This is a genomic window from Streptomyces stelliscabiei, from assembly GCF_014873495.1.
GTDB classification, from domain to species: domain Bacteria; phylum Actinomycetota; class Actinomycetes; order Streptomycetales; family Streptomycetaceae; genus Streptomyces; species Streptomyces bottropensis.
Map to the genome: position 1 here is coordinate 4,694,623 of NZ_JADBGF010000001.1, position 13,696 is coordinate 4,708,318.

A 13,696-nucleotide genomic window follows, 5' to 3' on the forward strand; every position below is an offset into this window, starting at 1 on the left:
CGCCCGCCACCGACGGGCCGACCGACGGGGGTCGTTCATGTCACGCTCAGCACGTATGCCGCGCCGCACACTCACCGCTCCGGTGCTGCTGTCGGCGGCTCTGCTCTCCACCGGCGCGTGTTCGCCGGACGGCGACAGCGGGCCGCCGAAGCAGCAGCCGGTACGGACGACCCAGCCCAGCCAGGCGGAGACGGACCCGGCGACGGACTCCGACGAGGCGGACGTGGACCGTGTGTTGGACGACCAAGCTCCCGTTCCCGCGACGGGTCGCGTCATCCTGCGTCACCACCGGACGCAGGGCAGCGCGCACCTGGAGTTCGCCAAGGCGAGGAAGGGCGAGGGAAACGCCCTCACCGTCGCGGTGAGCTGCGAGGGCAAGGGCACGATCGAGGTCCGGTTGCGCCCCGGGGGTATCTCGTTCCCCATGGACTGCCTCGACAACGAAGTGACCACCATCGAGAACCAGTTCACCGGCGACGACTCGAACCGCGCCGGCACCGTCTCCGTCACCGCCCCCTCCGGAGTGCGCTGGTCCCTGTCCCTCGGCCGCGGTGAGCCGACGGAACAGGACCTCGACGGTTAGGGCCTGCTCCCTGGCGTCAGCCGGTGGTGCGCGCGAAGGCCGCCAGCGTCGCGAAGTCCGGTTCGCGCAGGCCGAGGCGGGGGTCCACGCGGTGCAGCAGCGCGGAGTTGTGGTGGTGGGCGGCGACGAGGTCCCGGTCGGCGGGGCCGATCTCGTCGTCGACCCAGGCGAACGGGCGCCCGGCCGCGTGCTCGACGAGGCGCCGTGTCTTCCAGAAGACCCCGGGGTACGCGGCGGCCGCCTGGGACGTGCGGGGCGGCACGGCCACGCCCGGCTCGGACCACTCCACCACCGGCAGCTCCGGCAGTCCGAGGACGGGCGCGATGAACGTGTTCGCCTCGTCGACCCAGGTCGTCGCCCAGGTCACGTCGAACAGCGCGGTCAGCTCCCGCAGTTGACGGCCGTGGTCGGGGTTGAGCCACACCCGCAGCGGCTTGACGTGGGCCGCGGGCTGTCCCGGGTGCTGGGCGAGCCAGCCCTGCGGCTTCATCCGGTGGGTGGTGTAACCGGCGGGCCGCCGCTCGGGCTTCGCGGCGTACGGGTTCAGCGGCCCGTCCACGTCCAGGTAGAGGAGCGGGCGGGCCATCAGTCCGTCTCTCGGGCTCGGGTCCGGGTGTTCCGCCATCGGGTGAGGAGGCCGCGGGTGGAGAGGGTCGTCGGGTCGTCGGCGCCGAGGGCCCGTTCCATCGCGGCGACGACGTCGGCCATGTCCTGGACCGCGGCGTCGGTGGCGGCCCCGTCGCCGGCGCGGCCCGCACGGTCGTGGCGCAGGATCGTCAGCGAACTGCGGGTGATCAGCGTCAGGTTGTGGTCGGCCCCCAGCTGCTCGCCGGCCACCGCGACGACCTCGGCGTAGGCCGCCTCCGCCTCGTCGGTACGGCCGTCCTGGCCGAGCCACTCCGCGCGGCAGCAGAGGGCGGCGAGCGTGTCGGGGTGGCCCGGACCGAGGACGCGGGTGAGGTCGGCGGTCAGTCCGTCGAGCGCGGTGAGGCGGTCGGGCAGGTCCCCCGTCTCGCCGCGCAGTTGAAAGGACAGCAGCCGGGTGGACAGCGTGTCGGGGGCGTCCGGCCCCAGGGCACGGGTCATGTCCGGCAGGACGGCGTTCAGCCGGTACACCGCGAGGCCGGGCTGCCCCTGCCGCAGGCAGGCCGCCGCCGACAGTGCGCGGGCGCGCAGTACGTCGGGGTCGTCGCCCCCGAGCCGCCACTGCGCCACGGCCGGCGGGAACGGCACCTCCCGGTTCGCCAGGCGCACCAGGGTGATCACCGCGCCCAGCGTCACCACCAGATGCACCCAGAGCAGCACACCGACCGGCACGAACAGGGCTCCCACGACCGCGGCCGCGAAGCCGCCCAGGGGCCACCGCCACGCCTTCGCCACACGCCGGCCCTGCCGGCCACGCCGCTCACGCTGCATTCGAACATGATTGCGTCGAGAAGGATCTCAGGGGAAGCCCTCACCCCGGCCAGACGATGGCCTGCGTCTCGCTGTACGCGTGCAGCGCGTACGAGCCCACGTCGCGTCCCACCCCGCTCTTCTTGAACCCGCCGAACGGGGCCTCCATGTTGCGGCCCACGGTGTTCACCCCCACGCCTCCCGCCCGGAGACGGCGGGCGACACGGAAGGCGCGGGCCACATCACCGGACCAGACGTAGTCGATGAGGCCGTAGTCGCTGTCGTTGGCGAGCGTGACGGCCTCGTCCTCGTCGTCGAAGGGGAGGACGACCACGACCGGGCCGAAGATCTCCTCGCGGACGACGCGCATGTCCGGGGTGCAGTCCGCGAGGACCGTGGGCGCGACGTAGAAACCCCGGTCGTACGGCGGCCGTTCGCCGCCCGCCACCACCCGCGCGCCCTCCTTGCGGCCCAGCTCGACGTACGACTCGACGCGGTCGCGGTGCGCCGCCGAGATGACCGGGCCGACCACCGTGCCCTTCTCGCGCGGGTCGCCCACCGGCAACCGGCCGGCGTACGCCGCCAGTTGGGCGACCAGCCGGTCGTAGACGCCGCGCTGCGCGATCACCCGTGTCGGTGCCGTGCAGATCTGCCCGCTGTAGAAGGTGAAGGTGGTCGCGATGCCCGCCACCGCCGACTTCAGGTCCGCGTCGTCGAAGACGACCGCCGCGCCCTTCCCGCCCAGCTCCATCAGCTGGCGCTTCATCCCGCGCCCGCACACCTCCGCGATCCGCTGCCCGACCGCCGTCGACCCGGTGAAGCTCACCATGTCGACGTCCGGCGAGTCCACGGCCGCCGCACCGACGTCCGCGCCGGACCCGCTCACCACGTTCACCACCCCCGGCGGGACACCGGCGGCCTCCAGGGCCTCCGCCATGCGGTAGACGGAGAGCGGGTCCTGCGGGGCCGGCTTCACGACCACCGTGTTGCCCATGGCGAGGGCGGGGGCGATCTTGCCGGCCGGGTTGGCCCAGGGGTTGTTGTACGAGGTGACGCAGGTGACCACGCCCACGGGGTGCCGTACGGCGAGGGCGCCCATCACGGCCGCCGCGCCGAAGGTCCCCGCCTCGTTGATCTGGGGGGCGATCGCCTCCTCCACCGGCTCGACGCGGGAGTACCGCTGGAACCGGGCCGCCCCCACCCCGACCTGCATGCCCCGCGCCGTCCCGGTCGTCGCGCCGCTCTCGGCCTGGGCGAGTTCGGCGTACGGGACGAGGTGGCGTCGTATGTGGTCCGCCGTACGGGCGAGGATCGCGGCCCGCTCGGCGGCCGGCACCCGCGACCACGGACCGAACGCCTCCCGGGCGGCGGCGGCCGCCGCGTGCACCTGCTCCCGCGAGGCCTCCGGTGCCCACCCGACGACGTCCTCCGTCGCCGGGTCGACGATCGCGTGGTGCCCGCCGTCGGGCTCCACCCAGGAGCCGCCGACGAACAGCCGCTGCCGTTGCGGGAACCCCTCCGAAGACCCCGCGGGACTCACTTCGTCCTCACCGTCCGCGTGTCCCGCCCGCTGCGCAGCACCTTCCCGGGCACGGCCCCGGTCACGACGTCGTCGCGGATCGCCTCGACGCCGTTGACCCAGACCGCCCGTACGCCGATCGCCCTGGAGTCGAGGCGCGGACTGTCGCCCGGCAGGTCGTGCACCAGGGTGGCCTTGCCGGCGTCGACGCGCTCCGGGTCGAAGAGGACCAGGTCCGCATGCCAGCCCTCTCGGACCTGCCCCCGTTCCCGCAGGCCGAAGAGGCGCGCCGGGTCGTCGGTGAGCATCTTCACCGCCTGTTCGAGGCCGACCAGCTTCCGGCCGCGCAGACAGTCCCCGAGGAACCGGGTGGTGTACGGGGCGCCGCACATGCGGTCCAGATGGGCGCCCGCGTCCGAGCCGCCGAGCAGGACGTCCTCGTGCCGCCAGGTCTCGGAGCGCAGGGCCCAGGAGTCGGGGTCGTTGTCGGTGGGCATGGGCCACAGCACCGTACGCAGGTCGTCGGCGGCGCAGATCTCCACCAGGCACTCGAACGGTTCCTGGCCGCGTTCGGCGGCGATGTCCTTGACGACGCGCCCGGTCAGGCCCTCGTTCGCCTCGCTGTAGGTGTCCCCGATGACGTAACGCCCGAAGTTGGCGAGCCGCCGGAAGACGCCCGCCTCCTTGGAGTCCGCGCGCCGCAGCATCTCCGCCCGGACCTCGGGGTCGCGCAGGCGCTCGATCCGCTCGGGCACCGGCAGGCCCAGGACCGGCCCCCATCCCGGGATCAGGTTGAGCGCGCAGAACGTGCCCAGCGACATGTTCATCGGCGTGAGGATCGGCATGGTCAGGGCCACCACCCGGCCGCCGGCCTTCCGGGCCCGCTCGCTCGCCTCCAGCTGCCTCGGCACGCGCTCGGGGACGGACGCGTCGATGGTGAGGACGTTCCAGTTGAGGGGCCGGCCGGCGACCGCGCTCATCTCCACGAAGAGATCGATCTCGTCGTCGCTGAACTGGTCCAGGCATCCGGCGACGATCGCCTCGATCTGGGTGCCCTCGTGTTCGCCCACGGCCCGCGACAGCGCGATCAGTTCGGCGGGCTTCGCGTGCCGGGACGCGACCGGCCGGCCGTCGCCGTCGCTGTGCGTCGAGGACTGGGTGGTCGACAGGCCCCAGGCCCCGGCCTCCATCGCCTCGTGGAACAGCCGCAGCATCTGGTCCAGTTGCTCGTCGGTCGGCTGTCCGCCGACCGCGTCCGGCCCCATCACGTACCGCCGCAGCGCGCAGTGCCCCACCATGAAGCCCGCGTTGACGGCGATGCGCCCTTCGAGGGCGTCCAGGTACTCCCCGAACCCGTTCCAGTTCCAGGGCGCCCCCTCCTCCAGCGCGACCAGCGACATCCCCTCGACCTTGGACATCATCCGGCGCGTGTAGTCCGCGTCCTCGGGGCGCTCGGGGTTCAGGGGCGCCAGCGTGAACCCGCAGTTGCCGCCCGCCACCGTCGTCACGCCGTGGTTGAGGGAGGGGGTCGCGTACGGGTCCCAGAACAGCTGGGCGTCGTAGTGGGTGTGCGGGTCGACGAAGCCGGGGGCGAGGACGAGGCCGCGCGCGTCCTCCGTGGTGCGCGCCTCCTCCGTCACCTCCCCGACGGCGGCGACCCGGCCGTCCCGTATCCCGACGTCGGCGGTGTACGCGGGGGCGCCCGTTCCGTCCACGACGGTCGCGCCTCTGATCACATGGTCGAGCACGGCTACGCCCCTTCCACACAGGCGACAAGCACGGATACGAAGGCTGTGCTGCCACGCCCCGAAGGGGCGCGGGGAACTGCGCGAGCAACCACGACGGGCCCGCGGCCGACGGACGAACCGGCCCGCCGCCGACGGACCGACCTGGGCCCGCCGCCGACGGACGCACCGCGGCCCACCGGCGCCGGACGCACCTCAGCCGGCGCTCGCCGCGGAGCGGAACCGCGACGTCCGGTGCACCGGGTCCGTGTCGATCTTCGGGATCACGTGCTCCCCGACCAGCCGGATCGTCTGCAGGGTCGCCTCCTTCGGCACCCCCACCGGCAGCCCGAAGCTGAGCTGGTCCGCCCCGGCCTGCTCCCAGCGCTTGCACTGGCGGAACACCTCGTCCGGGTCCCCGCAGATCAACAGCTCCTCCTCGATGAGCAGTTCGATGAACTCCTCGTTGTACTCGGGCAGCGTCTCCGGCCACACGGGGAAGCCGTCGGGCCGGGGGAAGGTGTCGTGGTACCGGAAGACGAGCGACGGCAGGTAGTGCAGCCCGCCGTTCACGGCGATACGGACCGCCTCGTCGTGGGTGGGCGCGCAGATCGCGGTCGTCGTCACCATGACGTTGTCGTTGACGAAGTCACCGATGGGTTCGGCGTCGACGATCGCCGTCTTGTACTTCTCCAGCACCCACTCCATGTCGGAGACCTTCTGCACACTGAAGCCGAGCACGCCGAGCCCCTTGCGCGCGGCCATGGAGTACGAGGGCGGCGACCCGGCGGCGTACCACATCGCGGGGTGCGACTTCCCGTACGGCTTGGGCAGGATCTTGCGCGGCGGGAGGGACCAGTGCTTGCCCTGGAAGCCGACGTACTCGTCCTGGAGCCACATCTTGGGGAACTCGGCGATGGTCTCTTCCCAGATCTCCTTGGTGTGGTTCATGTCGGTCACCCCGGGGATGAACCCGAGGATCTCGTGCGATCCGGCCCCGCGGCCGCTGCCGAACTCGAAGCGGCCCTCGGTGAGATGGTCGAGCATGGTGACCTTCTCGGCGACCTTCACGGGGTGGTTGACCTGGGCGAGCGGGTTGAAGATGCCGGAGCCGAGATGGATCCGGTCGGTGGCGTGCGCGAGGTAGCCGAGGAAGACGTCGTTGGCGGAGAGGTGCGAGTACTCCTCCAGGAAGTGGTGCTCGGACGCCCACGCGTACTTGAAGCCGGACCTGTCCGCCTGGATGACGTACTCGGTCTCCTCCATCAGCGCCTTGTGCTCGGCGAGCGGGTCCGTCTCGGCCCGCTTGCCCACGTATCCCTGTACAAAGAGCCCGAATTCCAAGGAGGTTCACCGTCCTCAGCGATACCCGGCGACAGTATCTGACTGAACGTCAGATCTCGGTAGGGCCGACTGTTCCACCGGCCCCGTGGAGCGTCAATAGCTGACGTGCCGTCAGATACGGGACCCGCGCCCGCGCCGCCCGGTCACAGGCTCACCCCCGCCAGCCAGCCCCCGTCGATGACGAACGGCTGCCCGGTGATGTAGGAGGAGTCCTCGCAGGAGAGGAAGAGGGCGAGGCGGGCGACCTCGTCGGGGCGGCCGATCCGGCCGAGCGGGATGCGCTTGCGGTAGAGCCTGTCGACGGCCTCGGCGGTCACCTCGTCGCCCGGGTCGGTCATCGCGGTGTCGATGGAGCCGGGGCAGACCGCGTTGACCCGGACGCCCTTGCGGGCCAGCTCCAGCGCGGCGACCCGGGTGAGGCCGACGATCGCGTGCTTGGTCGCGGCGTACGCGCCGACGTACGCCATCCCCGTCAGCCCCGTGTACGAGGCGGTGTTGACGATCGTGCCGCCGCCGGCCGCCTCGATCTCGGGGGCCAGGGTCCTGATGCCGAGGAAGACACCGACCTGGTTGACCTGAACGACCTGCATGAACTCGTCGAGCGGGGTGTCGACGAGGGAGTTGAAGCGCAGGACACCGGCGTTGTTGACGAGGCCGTCGACGCGGCCGTACGCGCCCTTGGCGGCGGCGACCGCCGTGGACCAGTCGGCCTCGCTGGACACGTCCAGGTGGACGTAGAGCGCGCCGATCTCCTTGGCGAGGGCCTCCCCCTGGTCGTCGAGCACGTCGGCGACGACCACCCGCGCGCCCTCGGCCCGGAACAGCCGGGCCTCCTGCTCCCCCTGGCCGCGCGCGGCGCCTGTGACGAGGACGACACGTCCGTCGAGCTTGCCCATGTGGACTCCCTTCGCGGTGCGTTGGCCGAGGTCAGGGTACCTCCGTTCCTGACGAAGCGTCAGATGTGAGACAGGTGCTTGCGATCGCGATCTCAAGTGACCCACGGGTAGGGATATTTGACCCTGTCCACCACACGTACCGGGCCCCAATAATCCGTCAGCGGAAGGTAAAGCCACCCCCAAGGAGAGAGCCGAACATGGCGAAGCGGCGCTTCAAGAACAAGAAGGTCCGGTACCTGGCGATCGGTGCCTCGCTCGTGACCGGTACGGCTGTCGCGGCCGTACTCCTGCCGTCGGCCAGCGCGGCCGATGAGAAGACGCCGGACCAGATCATGGGAATGTGTGAAAGGACTTCGGTACTCAACGGAAAGCAACAGTCGACGCGTGATTTCGGGGGTGGTCTCGGGGACGGATTCGCATCCGACACCTGTGATTTCGTCGAGACGAATTTCGAGACCTTCGACGGCCCCACGGAGAAGGTCACCGTGGACTTCCCGAACTGCGAGGCGAACGCCACCGCACCGGCGAAGGTGACCACCGAGTTCTCGAAGGCGGTGGGCCAGGGCGAGGGCAAGTACACCGCGACCCAGCAGGGCGCCCTCGGCGGTCTCTTCGGAGCCCTGAGCGGCGGCTGGGTGAAGCACAAGGGCACGCTGGACATGACCGTCAAGACGGCCACCGCCAGCGAGTCGGAACAGCGGGAGGTCCCCGTCGGCAAGGTGATGCATGTGACGTTCACGCCGAAGATGCAGCGCATGACCGGCGAGTGGCGGGTGCACCTCGACGCCAGGGAAGCCACCACGGTAACGAACGCCACGCCTGAGCAGAACTTCGTGGCTCCGGAGGTGGTCGAGGGTCCGGTCATCCTGGAGAGCGCCGCGGGCACGCCCGGACTCGCGGACGGCACCACCAAGGTCGTTCTGGAGGACTGCTGACCAAGGGCCGGCAGTCGACGGCCGACGTCCTCCCCCGACGGCCTCCGGCCGGCCCGCGCCACCGCACCTCCCCCTGGCACCGCAACCCCACCGCTTGGGAAACCCCTCCCACCAGCACTGATCCCCTCATCACCCTCGCAGGAGACCCACATGACACGCACCGGGCGCAGCGGCAACCACCGCAGCAAGAAGAAGCGCATCACCCTGGCGCTGGCACCGGTCGTCGCCCTCGGACTGGCCGTCCCGCTGATGTACAGCGCGGGAGCCGCCACCCCCGACGAGGTGGCCACCGACTGCCGTACGGACTCGGACAAGCTGGAGAACTGCGAGTTCGTCGACGTCCAGGTCAAGCGCGACAGCCTCGGCCCCAACGAGCGGGTCACCTCGGTGACCGACAACTGCGGAGTCACCACCCCGGCGACGAAGACCTTCAGCGGCACGGCGTCGGTGACACGTGTGATCCAGCTGGAGGACGGCTTCAACACGGACGGCAGCACGAAGCTGGCCAGCTCCGTCTTCGAGATCGGCGTCAAGTTCGCCACGCAGGAGTTCAACATCAAGCGTGACGACACCACGTCGTCGTTCTCCTTCTCCAGGTCCGACACGGTGAAGGAGGACCACATCGCCTTCTTCATGTGGTCCCACAAGCGCACCGACGTGAGCGGTTTCCTCAAGGCCACCTACAAGGAGGCCCAGGACGGTCAGACGGTGTTCTTCTCGCCCAGCGAGAACTCCACCGCCGTCCATGTCTTCTACCCGCAACTCCTGCCCAGCGGAACCCCGGACGGCCGGCTCTGGCTGCGCAACGTCAAGTGCGGTACGCCCCAGGCCAACGGAATCATCAACAGCGAGGGAAGCGTTCGCGCCGAACCCGGATTCGACCAGGGTGGCGAGAACGTGACCGACATCGAGGTGCCGCTCTCCGACATCACCGTGCAATAGCGTCCGGAGAAACCCGAGTAATCCCCCGTGCTCTGCGCGGGGGATTTTACGTGCGGCCAGAAAAGCAGTCGAAGCAGACGTCTATGCGTTGTCGACGGCGCTCAATGAAGTGTTCTCATACGCGAACCCCTGGGGTGGCCCCCAGCCATCTCAGCACCGCCTCCGTACGTCCTCGGGCATCGAGCTTGGCGTAGATGTTGCTGAGGTTGTTGCGGACGGTCTTCTCGCTCAGTGTCAGACGCAGCCCGATCTCCTGGGCACCGAGGCCGGTGGAGAGGAGATCCATGATCTGGCGCTCGCGGGGCGAGAGCTGGGAGCGCAGCCGTTCGGTCGCCTCCCCGTGACCGGGCAGACGCTGGGCCGCGTCCCGGATGGCGGCGCAGGCGACGGGCGAGAAGTAGGTGTGGCCGACGGTGGCGGCCACGACGGCGGAGGAGAGCATGCAGGTGCAGTAGTCGCCCTCGACCAGATAGCCGGCCCCGCCCCGGAACACCTCCACGACCCCGTCGGCGTCCTGACGGGGGCTGACGACGATCACCGGGGCGCTCATGGAACCCATGGCCTTCAGCAGCCCCGCGAAGGACACCGACGGGTCCTCGCAGTGCAGGACCACGACGTCCGCCTCGGTCTCGCGGAGTTCGCGGTAGGGCGGCGGGACGAGCAGGGCGCTGCTCACATACCGGTCGTCGGGTGCCGGCCAGTCGTCGTGCGGCCACCGGCCCGGGTCGCAGGCCAGGGCGACCGAGAGGCCCTGGGGCGAGGGTGCGGGCAGGCGGGGTGGGGGTGCGGGGACGTGTGAGGGGCGTGCGGGAACAGCTGAAACGGGGGTGCCTGCGTGCTGGGACGTTCTGACGTGCCGGGGGGATCGCACCTCGCGTGTCCTTCCGCCGAAGCCATGACTCCCCTACATACGTGACTCCGGCGTCAGTTGTTCGAAGTTTCAAGAACGAAACGGCAAGCTGTCTGACAGGTTCCCCGCACGGGCCACCGCGACGGCCGGAACCGGTCTGTCTTGAACTTCCCTATGGGTGGGGGGAGTTCGGGTGTGCGCGTGCAGGGAGGAGCGCGGGACGGGGACCTGTGGGGCGGCCGGCCGGCGGTAGGGTCCCGGTGTGCGTTGATCTGCCGAGCGGTGGCCGAGTGCCGCCGCGCAGGGTGCGGGCGACCCCGACGAGTCCCGGGGCCGTCCGGTCGGCCTACCCCTCCTCCACCACACCGGAGATCACGCCATGACCGCTGAGCGGCCTCGCCTTTCCTACGACGCCTTCGTGGAGTCGGCCACCGCCGACCCCGCCGTCGTCGGCCTCGTCCTCAAGGGCTCCCGGGCCCACGAGGGCATGACCACCGAGTACTCCGACCACGACCTCTACGCCGTCCTCGCCGACGGCGCGACCACGGCCCTCACCCGCTTCGGGGGCCACCGCTCCCCGGAGCTCGACCTCGTCCTCCTCTCCCTCGACGAGTTCCGCGCCCTCGGCATGCCCGGCTTCGAGCGGTACGCCCTGGCTCGCGCCCGGGTCGTGCTGGACCGTCTCGACGGAGGCATCGCCCGCATCCTGGCCGACAAGGCACGGCTCGGCGCGGAGGAAGCCTTCGGGGAAGCGGCGGCCTCGCTCGACGCCTACGCCAACTCCCTGTACCGCTCGGTCAAGAACGCCCGTGACGGACAGGCACTGGCAGCCCGCCTCGACGCCGCCGACAGCGTCCGCTTCCTGCTGGAGACCCTCTTCGCCCTGGACCGCCGCCCCCGCCCGTACAACAAATACCTGGTCTGGGAGCTGACCCGCTTCCCGCTCCCCGAGTGGGACACCACCCCGCTCCTCGACGCGGTGCACCACATCACGGCCACGGGCGACGTCCCCGCACAGCGCCGCCTCTTCGCCCAGGTCGAGCCCGTGGTCCGCCGTGCCGGTCACGGCCCGGTCCTCGACGCGTGGGGGAGGGACCTGCGGCTCATGCGCCCGCGGTAGCGCCGACGGGGCGGGAGACGTGAGCCCGGTAGCCGGCCCCGAGCCGGCGTCTACAGCAAGGGCCCCACCTCGGCCCCGAACGTCCCTATCTGGTCCACGAGTTCACTGCGCCCCCGGCTCCGGAACCGCACCTGGATCTGGTCCACCCCCATCGCCCCGTACTGCCTCAAGGACTCCGCCAGCGCCTCCGGGCTCCCGGTGAGGGTGCGGCGGCCCACGTTCCAGTCCGGCTCGCCGACGTACAGCGGCTCGGTGATCGCGCCGACGGTGAGCGGGGCCGTGACACCGGCCTCCTCCCGCAGACGCCGGAGCCGGGCGATCTGGGCCGGGAGCCGGTCGCGCGGGTCGCCCTGGGGGAGCCAGCCGTCTCCGCGTACGGCGGCCCGGCGGACGGCGGCGGGGGACGAGCCGCCGACCCACACCGGGATGCGGGCCTGGGCGGGGCGGGGACGCTGGCCCAGGTCCTCGAAGTCGTACAGCTTGCCGTGGTGGGAGGGGAACTCGTCCGGGCCGAGGGCCGCGCGCAGGGCGTCCACGCACTCGTCCAGGACGGCGCCCCGGCGTTCGAAGTCCACCCCCAGCGCCTCGAACTCCTCCCGTACGTGCCCGGCGCCCACGCCCAGGATCAGCCGGCCGCCGGAGAGGTGGTCGAGGGTGGCGTACTGCTTGGCCGTCAGGAGCGGGTGGCGCAGGCCGACGACCGCGACGTGACTGAGCAGCCGGACCCGTTCGGTGACGGCGGCAAGGTAGGCGAGCGTGGCGACCGGGTCGTACCAGACCGTGCTCATCGCGGGCGCGAGACGGCGCGGGATGGCCACGTGGTCGCAGACGGCGACGTACGCGAACCCCGCCCGGTCGGCGGCCCGCGCGATCCCGGCCAGGTCCTCCGGTCCGGCGTCCGCCTCCCAGGGCTCGGCGTAGAGGGTGCTCTGGGACTGGACGGGGAGCTGCATCCCGTAGCCGAGCCCCACGCCGGACCCGCCCGGCTGACGCTCCCCGTTTCCGCCCGGCTGAGGTTCCCCGGCCCCGCTCAACTCGCGCTCCCCGGCCCCGCCCACAGCCCCTCCCGCGTCAGCCCGAGCAACTCGATCGCGTTCCGCCGCACGATCCGGTCCACCACGTCCGGGTCCAGGTGTCCCATCTGTGCCTCGCCGACCTGCCGCGACTCCGGCCAGGTGGAGTCGGAGTGGGGGTAGTCGGTCTCGTACAGCACGTTGCCCACGCCGATCGCGTCGAGGTTCTTCAGCCCGAACGCGTCGTCGAAGAAGCAGCCGTAGACGTGGTCCGCGAACAGCTCCGACGGCGGTCGGTGGACCTTGTCGGCCACCCCGCCCCAGCCCCGGTTCTCCTCCCACACCACGTCCGCGCGCTCCAGGATGTACGGGATCCAGCCGATCTGGCCCTCGGCGTACATGACCTTGAGGTTCGGGAAGCGTTCGAACTTGCCGCTCATCAGCCAGTCGACCATCGAGAAGCAGCAGTTGGCGAAGGTGATCGTGGAGCCGACGGCGGGCGGCGCGTCGGCGGAGGTGGACGGCATCCGGCTCGACGAGCCGATGTGCATGGCCACGACCGTGCCGGTCTCGTCGCAGGCGGCGAGGAAGGGATCCCAGTCGTCGGTGTGGACGGAGGGCAGACCGAGGTGCGGGGGTATCTCGGAGAAGGCCACGGCACGCACCCCGCGCGCCGCGTTCCTGCGCACCTCCGCCGCCGCCAGCTCCGCGTCCCAGAGAGGGACGAGGGTGAGCGGGATCAGCCGGCCCCGGGCATCGGGGCCGCACCACTCCTCCACCATCCAGTCGTTGTACGCCCGCACACCGAGCAGCCCCAGCTCGCGGTCGGCCGCCTCGGTGAAGGTCTGGCCGCAGAAGCGCGGGAAGGTCGGGAAGCAGAGGGCCGACTGGACGTGGTTGACGTCCATGTCCGCGAGGCGCTGCGGGACGTCGTACGAGCCGGGGCGCATCTGCTCGTACGTGATGATCTCCAGTTTGATCTCGTCCCTGGAGTAGCCGACGGCGGTGTCGAGGCGGGTCAGCGGGCGGTGCAGGTCCTCGTAGACCCACCAGTCGCCGATCGGGCCGTCGTCGCCGGGGGCGCCCATCACCGGCTTGAAACGGCCGCCGAGGAACGTCATCTCCTTCAGCGGCGCGCGGACGATCCGGGGGGCCGTGTCCAGGTACTTCTTCGGGAGCCTGTCCTGCCAGACGTGCGGGGGCTCCACCGTGTGGTCGTCGACGGAGATGATCTTCGGGAAGGGGGTGGTGGCGGGGGCGGGATCCGTGGTGCTCGTCTCCAAGGTGTCCATGTCCGTCACGGTAGCGCTGATCTGACGACCCGTCAGTAATTTGGTTCCCGACCGCCCCGTCCTCCGCCCCGCGCCCACCGCCG

Annotated in this window: 13 protein-coding genes; 4 read left to right on the top strand and 9 right to left on the bottom strand. The window is 71.0% G+C overall.

Annotated elements, in window-relative coordinates; translation table 11 throughout:
• The first annotated feature begins 55 nt into the window (after nucleotides 1-55).
• On the top strand, nucleotides 56-583 hold the full coding sequence (locus H4687_RS20655; protein ID WP_046915279.1) for a hypothetical protein: 528 nt from the start codon (nucleotides 56-58) through the stop codon (nucleotides 581-583).
• A 16-nt stretch (nucleotides 584-599) separates the two neighbouring features.
• Here the strand turns inward: H4687_RS20655 and H4687_RS20660 are convergent, their stop codons facing one another.
• The 6 genes from H4687_RS20660 to H4687_RS20685 all read right to left on the bottom strand — a co-directional run bounded on the left by H4687_RS20660 (nucleotide 600) and on the right by H4687_RS20685 (nucleotide 7,461).
• On the bottom strand, nucleotides 600-1,169 hold the full coding sequence (locus H4687_RS20660; RefSeq protein WP_046915278.1) for an HAD domain-containing protein: 570 nt from the start codon (nucleotides 1,167-1,169) through the stop codon (nucleotides 600-602).
• Nucleotides 1,169-1,999, bottom strand: coding sequence for a tetratricopeptide repeat protein (locus tag H4687_RS20665; protein WP_046915277.1), 831 nt, complete (start codon nucleotides 1,997-1,999; stop codon nucleotides 1,169-1,171). Before H4687_RS20665 ends, H4687_RS20660 begins: the two co-directional genes overlap by 1 nt.
• A gap of 40 nt (nucleotides 2,000-2,039) precedes the next feature.
• Nucleotides 2,040-3,518 (bottom strand): aldehyde dehydrogenase family protein, encoded by a 1,479-nt coding sequence (locus H4687_RS20670; RefSeq protein ID WP_046915276.1) that lies wholly within the window; start codon nucleotides 3,516-3,518, stop codon nucleotides 2,040-2,042.
• On the bottom strand, nucleotides 3,515-5,245 hold the full coding sequence (locus H4687_RS20675; RefSeq protein ID WP_046915275.1) for an N-acyl-D-amino-acid deacylase family protein: 1,731 nt from the start codon (nucleotides 5,243-5,245) through the stop codon (nucleotides 3,515-3,517). Before H4687_RS20675 ends, H4687_RS20670 begins: the two co-directional genes overlap by 4 nt.
• A 192-nt stretch (nucleotides 5,246-5,437) precedes the next feature.
• A complete protein-coding gene (locus tag H4687_RS20680; RefSeq protein WP_078907126.1) occupies nucleotides 5,438-6,565 on the bottom strand; it encodes an LLM class flavin-dependent oxidoreductase in 1,128 nt (375 codons plus the stop codon).
• A gap of 143 nt (nucleotides 6,566-6,708) precedes the next feature.
• Nucleotides 6,709-7,461, bottom strand: a complete 753-nt coding sequence (locus tag H4687_RS20685; RefSeq protein WP_046915273.1) for an SDR family NAD(P)-dependent oxidoreductase — start codon at nucleotides 7,459-7,461, stop codon at nucleotides 6,709-6,711.
• Between the two features lie 197 nt (nucleotides 7,462-7,658).
• Between H4687_RS20685 and H4687_RS20690 the strand changes: the two genes are divergently transcribed.
• Nucleotides 7,659-8,396: a hypothetical protein gene (locus H4687_RS20690; RefSeq protein WP_179860092.1), complete on the top strand. Its 738-nt coding sequence runs from the start codon at nucleotides 7,659-7,661 to the stop codon at nucleotides 8,394-8,396.
• Between the two features lie 150 nt (nucleotides 8,397-8,546).
• Nucleotides 8,547-9,338, top strand: a complete 792-nt coding sequence (locus H4687_RS20695) for a hypothetical protein (protein WP_046915272.1) — start codon at nucleotides 8,547-8,549, stop codon at nucleotides 9,336-9,338.
• 115 nt (nucleotides 9,339-9,453) lie between these two features.
• Here H4687_RS20695 and H4687_RS20700 read toward each other — a convergent pair whose 3' ends face one another.
• Nucleotides 9,454-10,014, bottom strand: coding sequence for a response regulator transcription factor (locus H4687_RS20700; RefSeq protein ID WP_078907127.1), 561 nt, complete (start codon nucleotides 10,012-10,014; stop codon nucleotides 9,454-9,456).
• 553 nt (nucleotides 10,015-10,567) lie between these two features.
• Between H4687_RS20700 and H4687_RS20705 the strand changes: the two genes are divergently transcribed.
• Complete coding sequence (locus tag H4687_RS20705; RefSeq protein ID WP_046914267.1) at nucleotides 10,568-11,308, top strand: hypothetical protein; 741 nt, start codon at nucleotides 10,568-10,570, stop codon at nucleotides 11,306-11,308.
• Between the two features lie 50 nt (nucleotides 11,309-11,358).
• Here the strand turns inward: H4687_RS20705 and H4687_RS20710 are convergent, their stop codons facing one another.
• The gene (locus H4687_RS20710) at nucleotides 11,359-12,261 is read right to left on the bottom strand and encodes an LLM class F420-dependent oxidoreductase (RefSeq protein WP_046914268.1); all 903 of its coding nucleotides are present in this window, start codon (nucleotides 12,259-12,261) and stop codon (nucleotides 11,359-11,361) included.
• 77 nt (nucleotides 12,262-12,338) lie between these two features.
• Nucleotides 12,339-13,613 carry an amidohydrolase family protein gene (locus H4687_RS20715; RefSeq protein WP_046916405.1) on the bottom strand — a complete coding sequence of 425 codons (1,275 nt, stop codon included), beginning with the start codon at nucleotides 13,611-13,613 and terminating at the stop codon, nucleotides 12,339-12,341.
• Between the last annotated feature and the right edge of the window lie 83 nt (nucleotides 13,614-13,696).

Excerpts from the sequence above, each read along its gene's own strand:
- H4687_RS20655 (WP_046915279.1), top strand. The coding sequence starts at position 56 with ATGCCGCGCCGCACACTCACCGCTCCGGTGCTGCTGTCGGCGGCTCTG.
- H4687_RS20660 (WP_046915278.1), bottom strand. The coding sequence starts at position 1,169 with ATGGCCCGCCCGCTCCTCTACCTGGACGTGGACGGGCCGCTGAACCCG.
- H4687_RS20665 (WP_046915277.1), bottom strand. The coding sequence starts at position 1,999 with ATGCAGCGTGAGCGGCGTGGCCGGCAGGGCCGGCGTGTGGCGAAGGCG.
- H4687_RS20685 (WP_046915273.1), bottom strand. The coding sequence starts at position 7,461 with ATGGGCAAGCTCGACGGACGTGTCGTCCTCGTCACAGGCGCCGCGCGC.
- H4687_RS20690 (WP_179860092.1), top strand. The coding sequence starts at position 7,659 with ATGGCGAAGCGGCGCTTCAAGAACAAGAAGGTCCGGTACCTGGCGATC.
- H4687_RS20695 (WP_046915272.1), top strand. The coding sequence starts at position 8,547 with ATGACACGCACCGGGCGCAGCGGCAACCACCGCAGCAAGAAGAAGCGC.
- H4687_RS20705 (WP_046914267.1), top strand. The coding sequence starts at position 10,568 with ATGACCGCTGAGCGGCCTCGCCTTTCCTACGACGCCTTCGTGGAGTCG.
- H4687_RS20710 (WP_046914268.1), bottom strand. The coding sequence starts at position 12,261 with ATGCAGCTCCCCGTCCAGTCCCAGAGCACCCTCTACGCCGAGCCCTGG.
- H4687_RS20715 (WP_046916405.1), bottom strand. The coding sequence starts at position 13,613 with ATGGACACCTTGGAGACGAGCACCACGGATCCCGCCCCCGCCACCACC.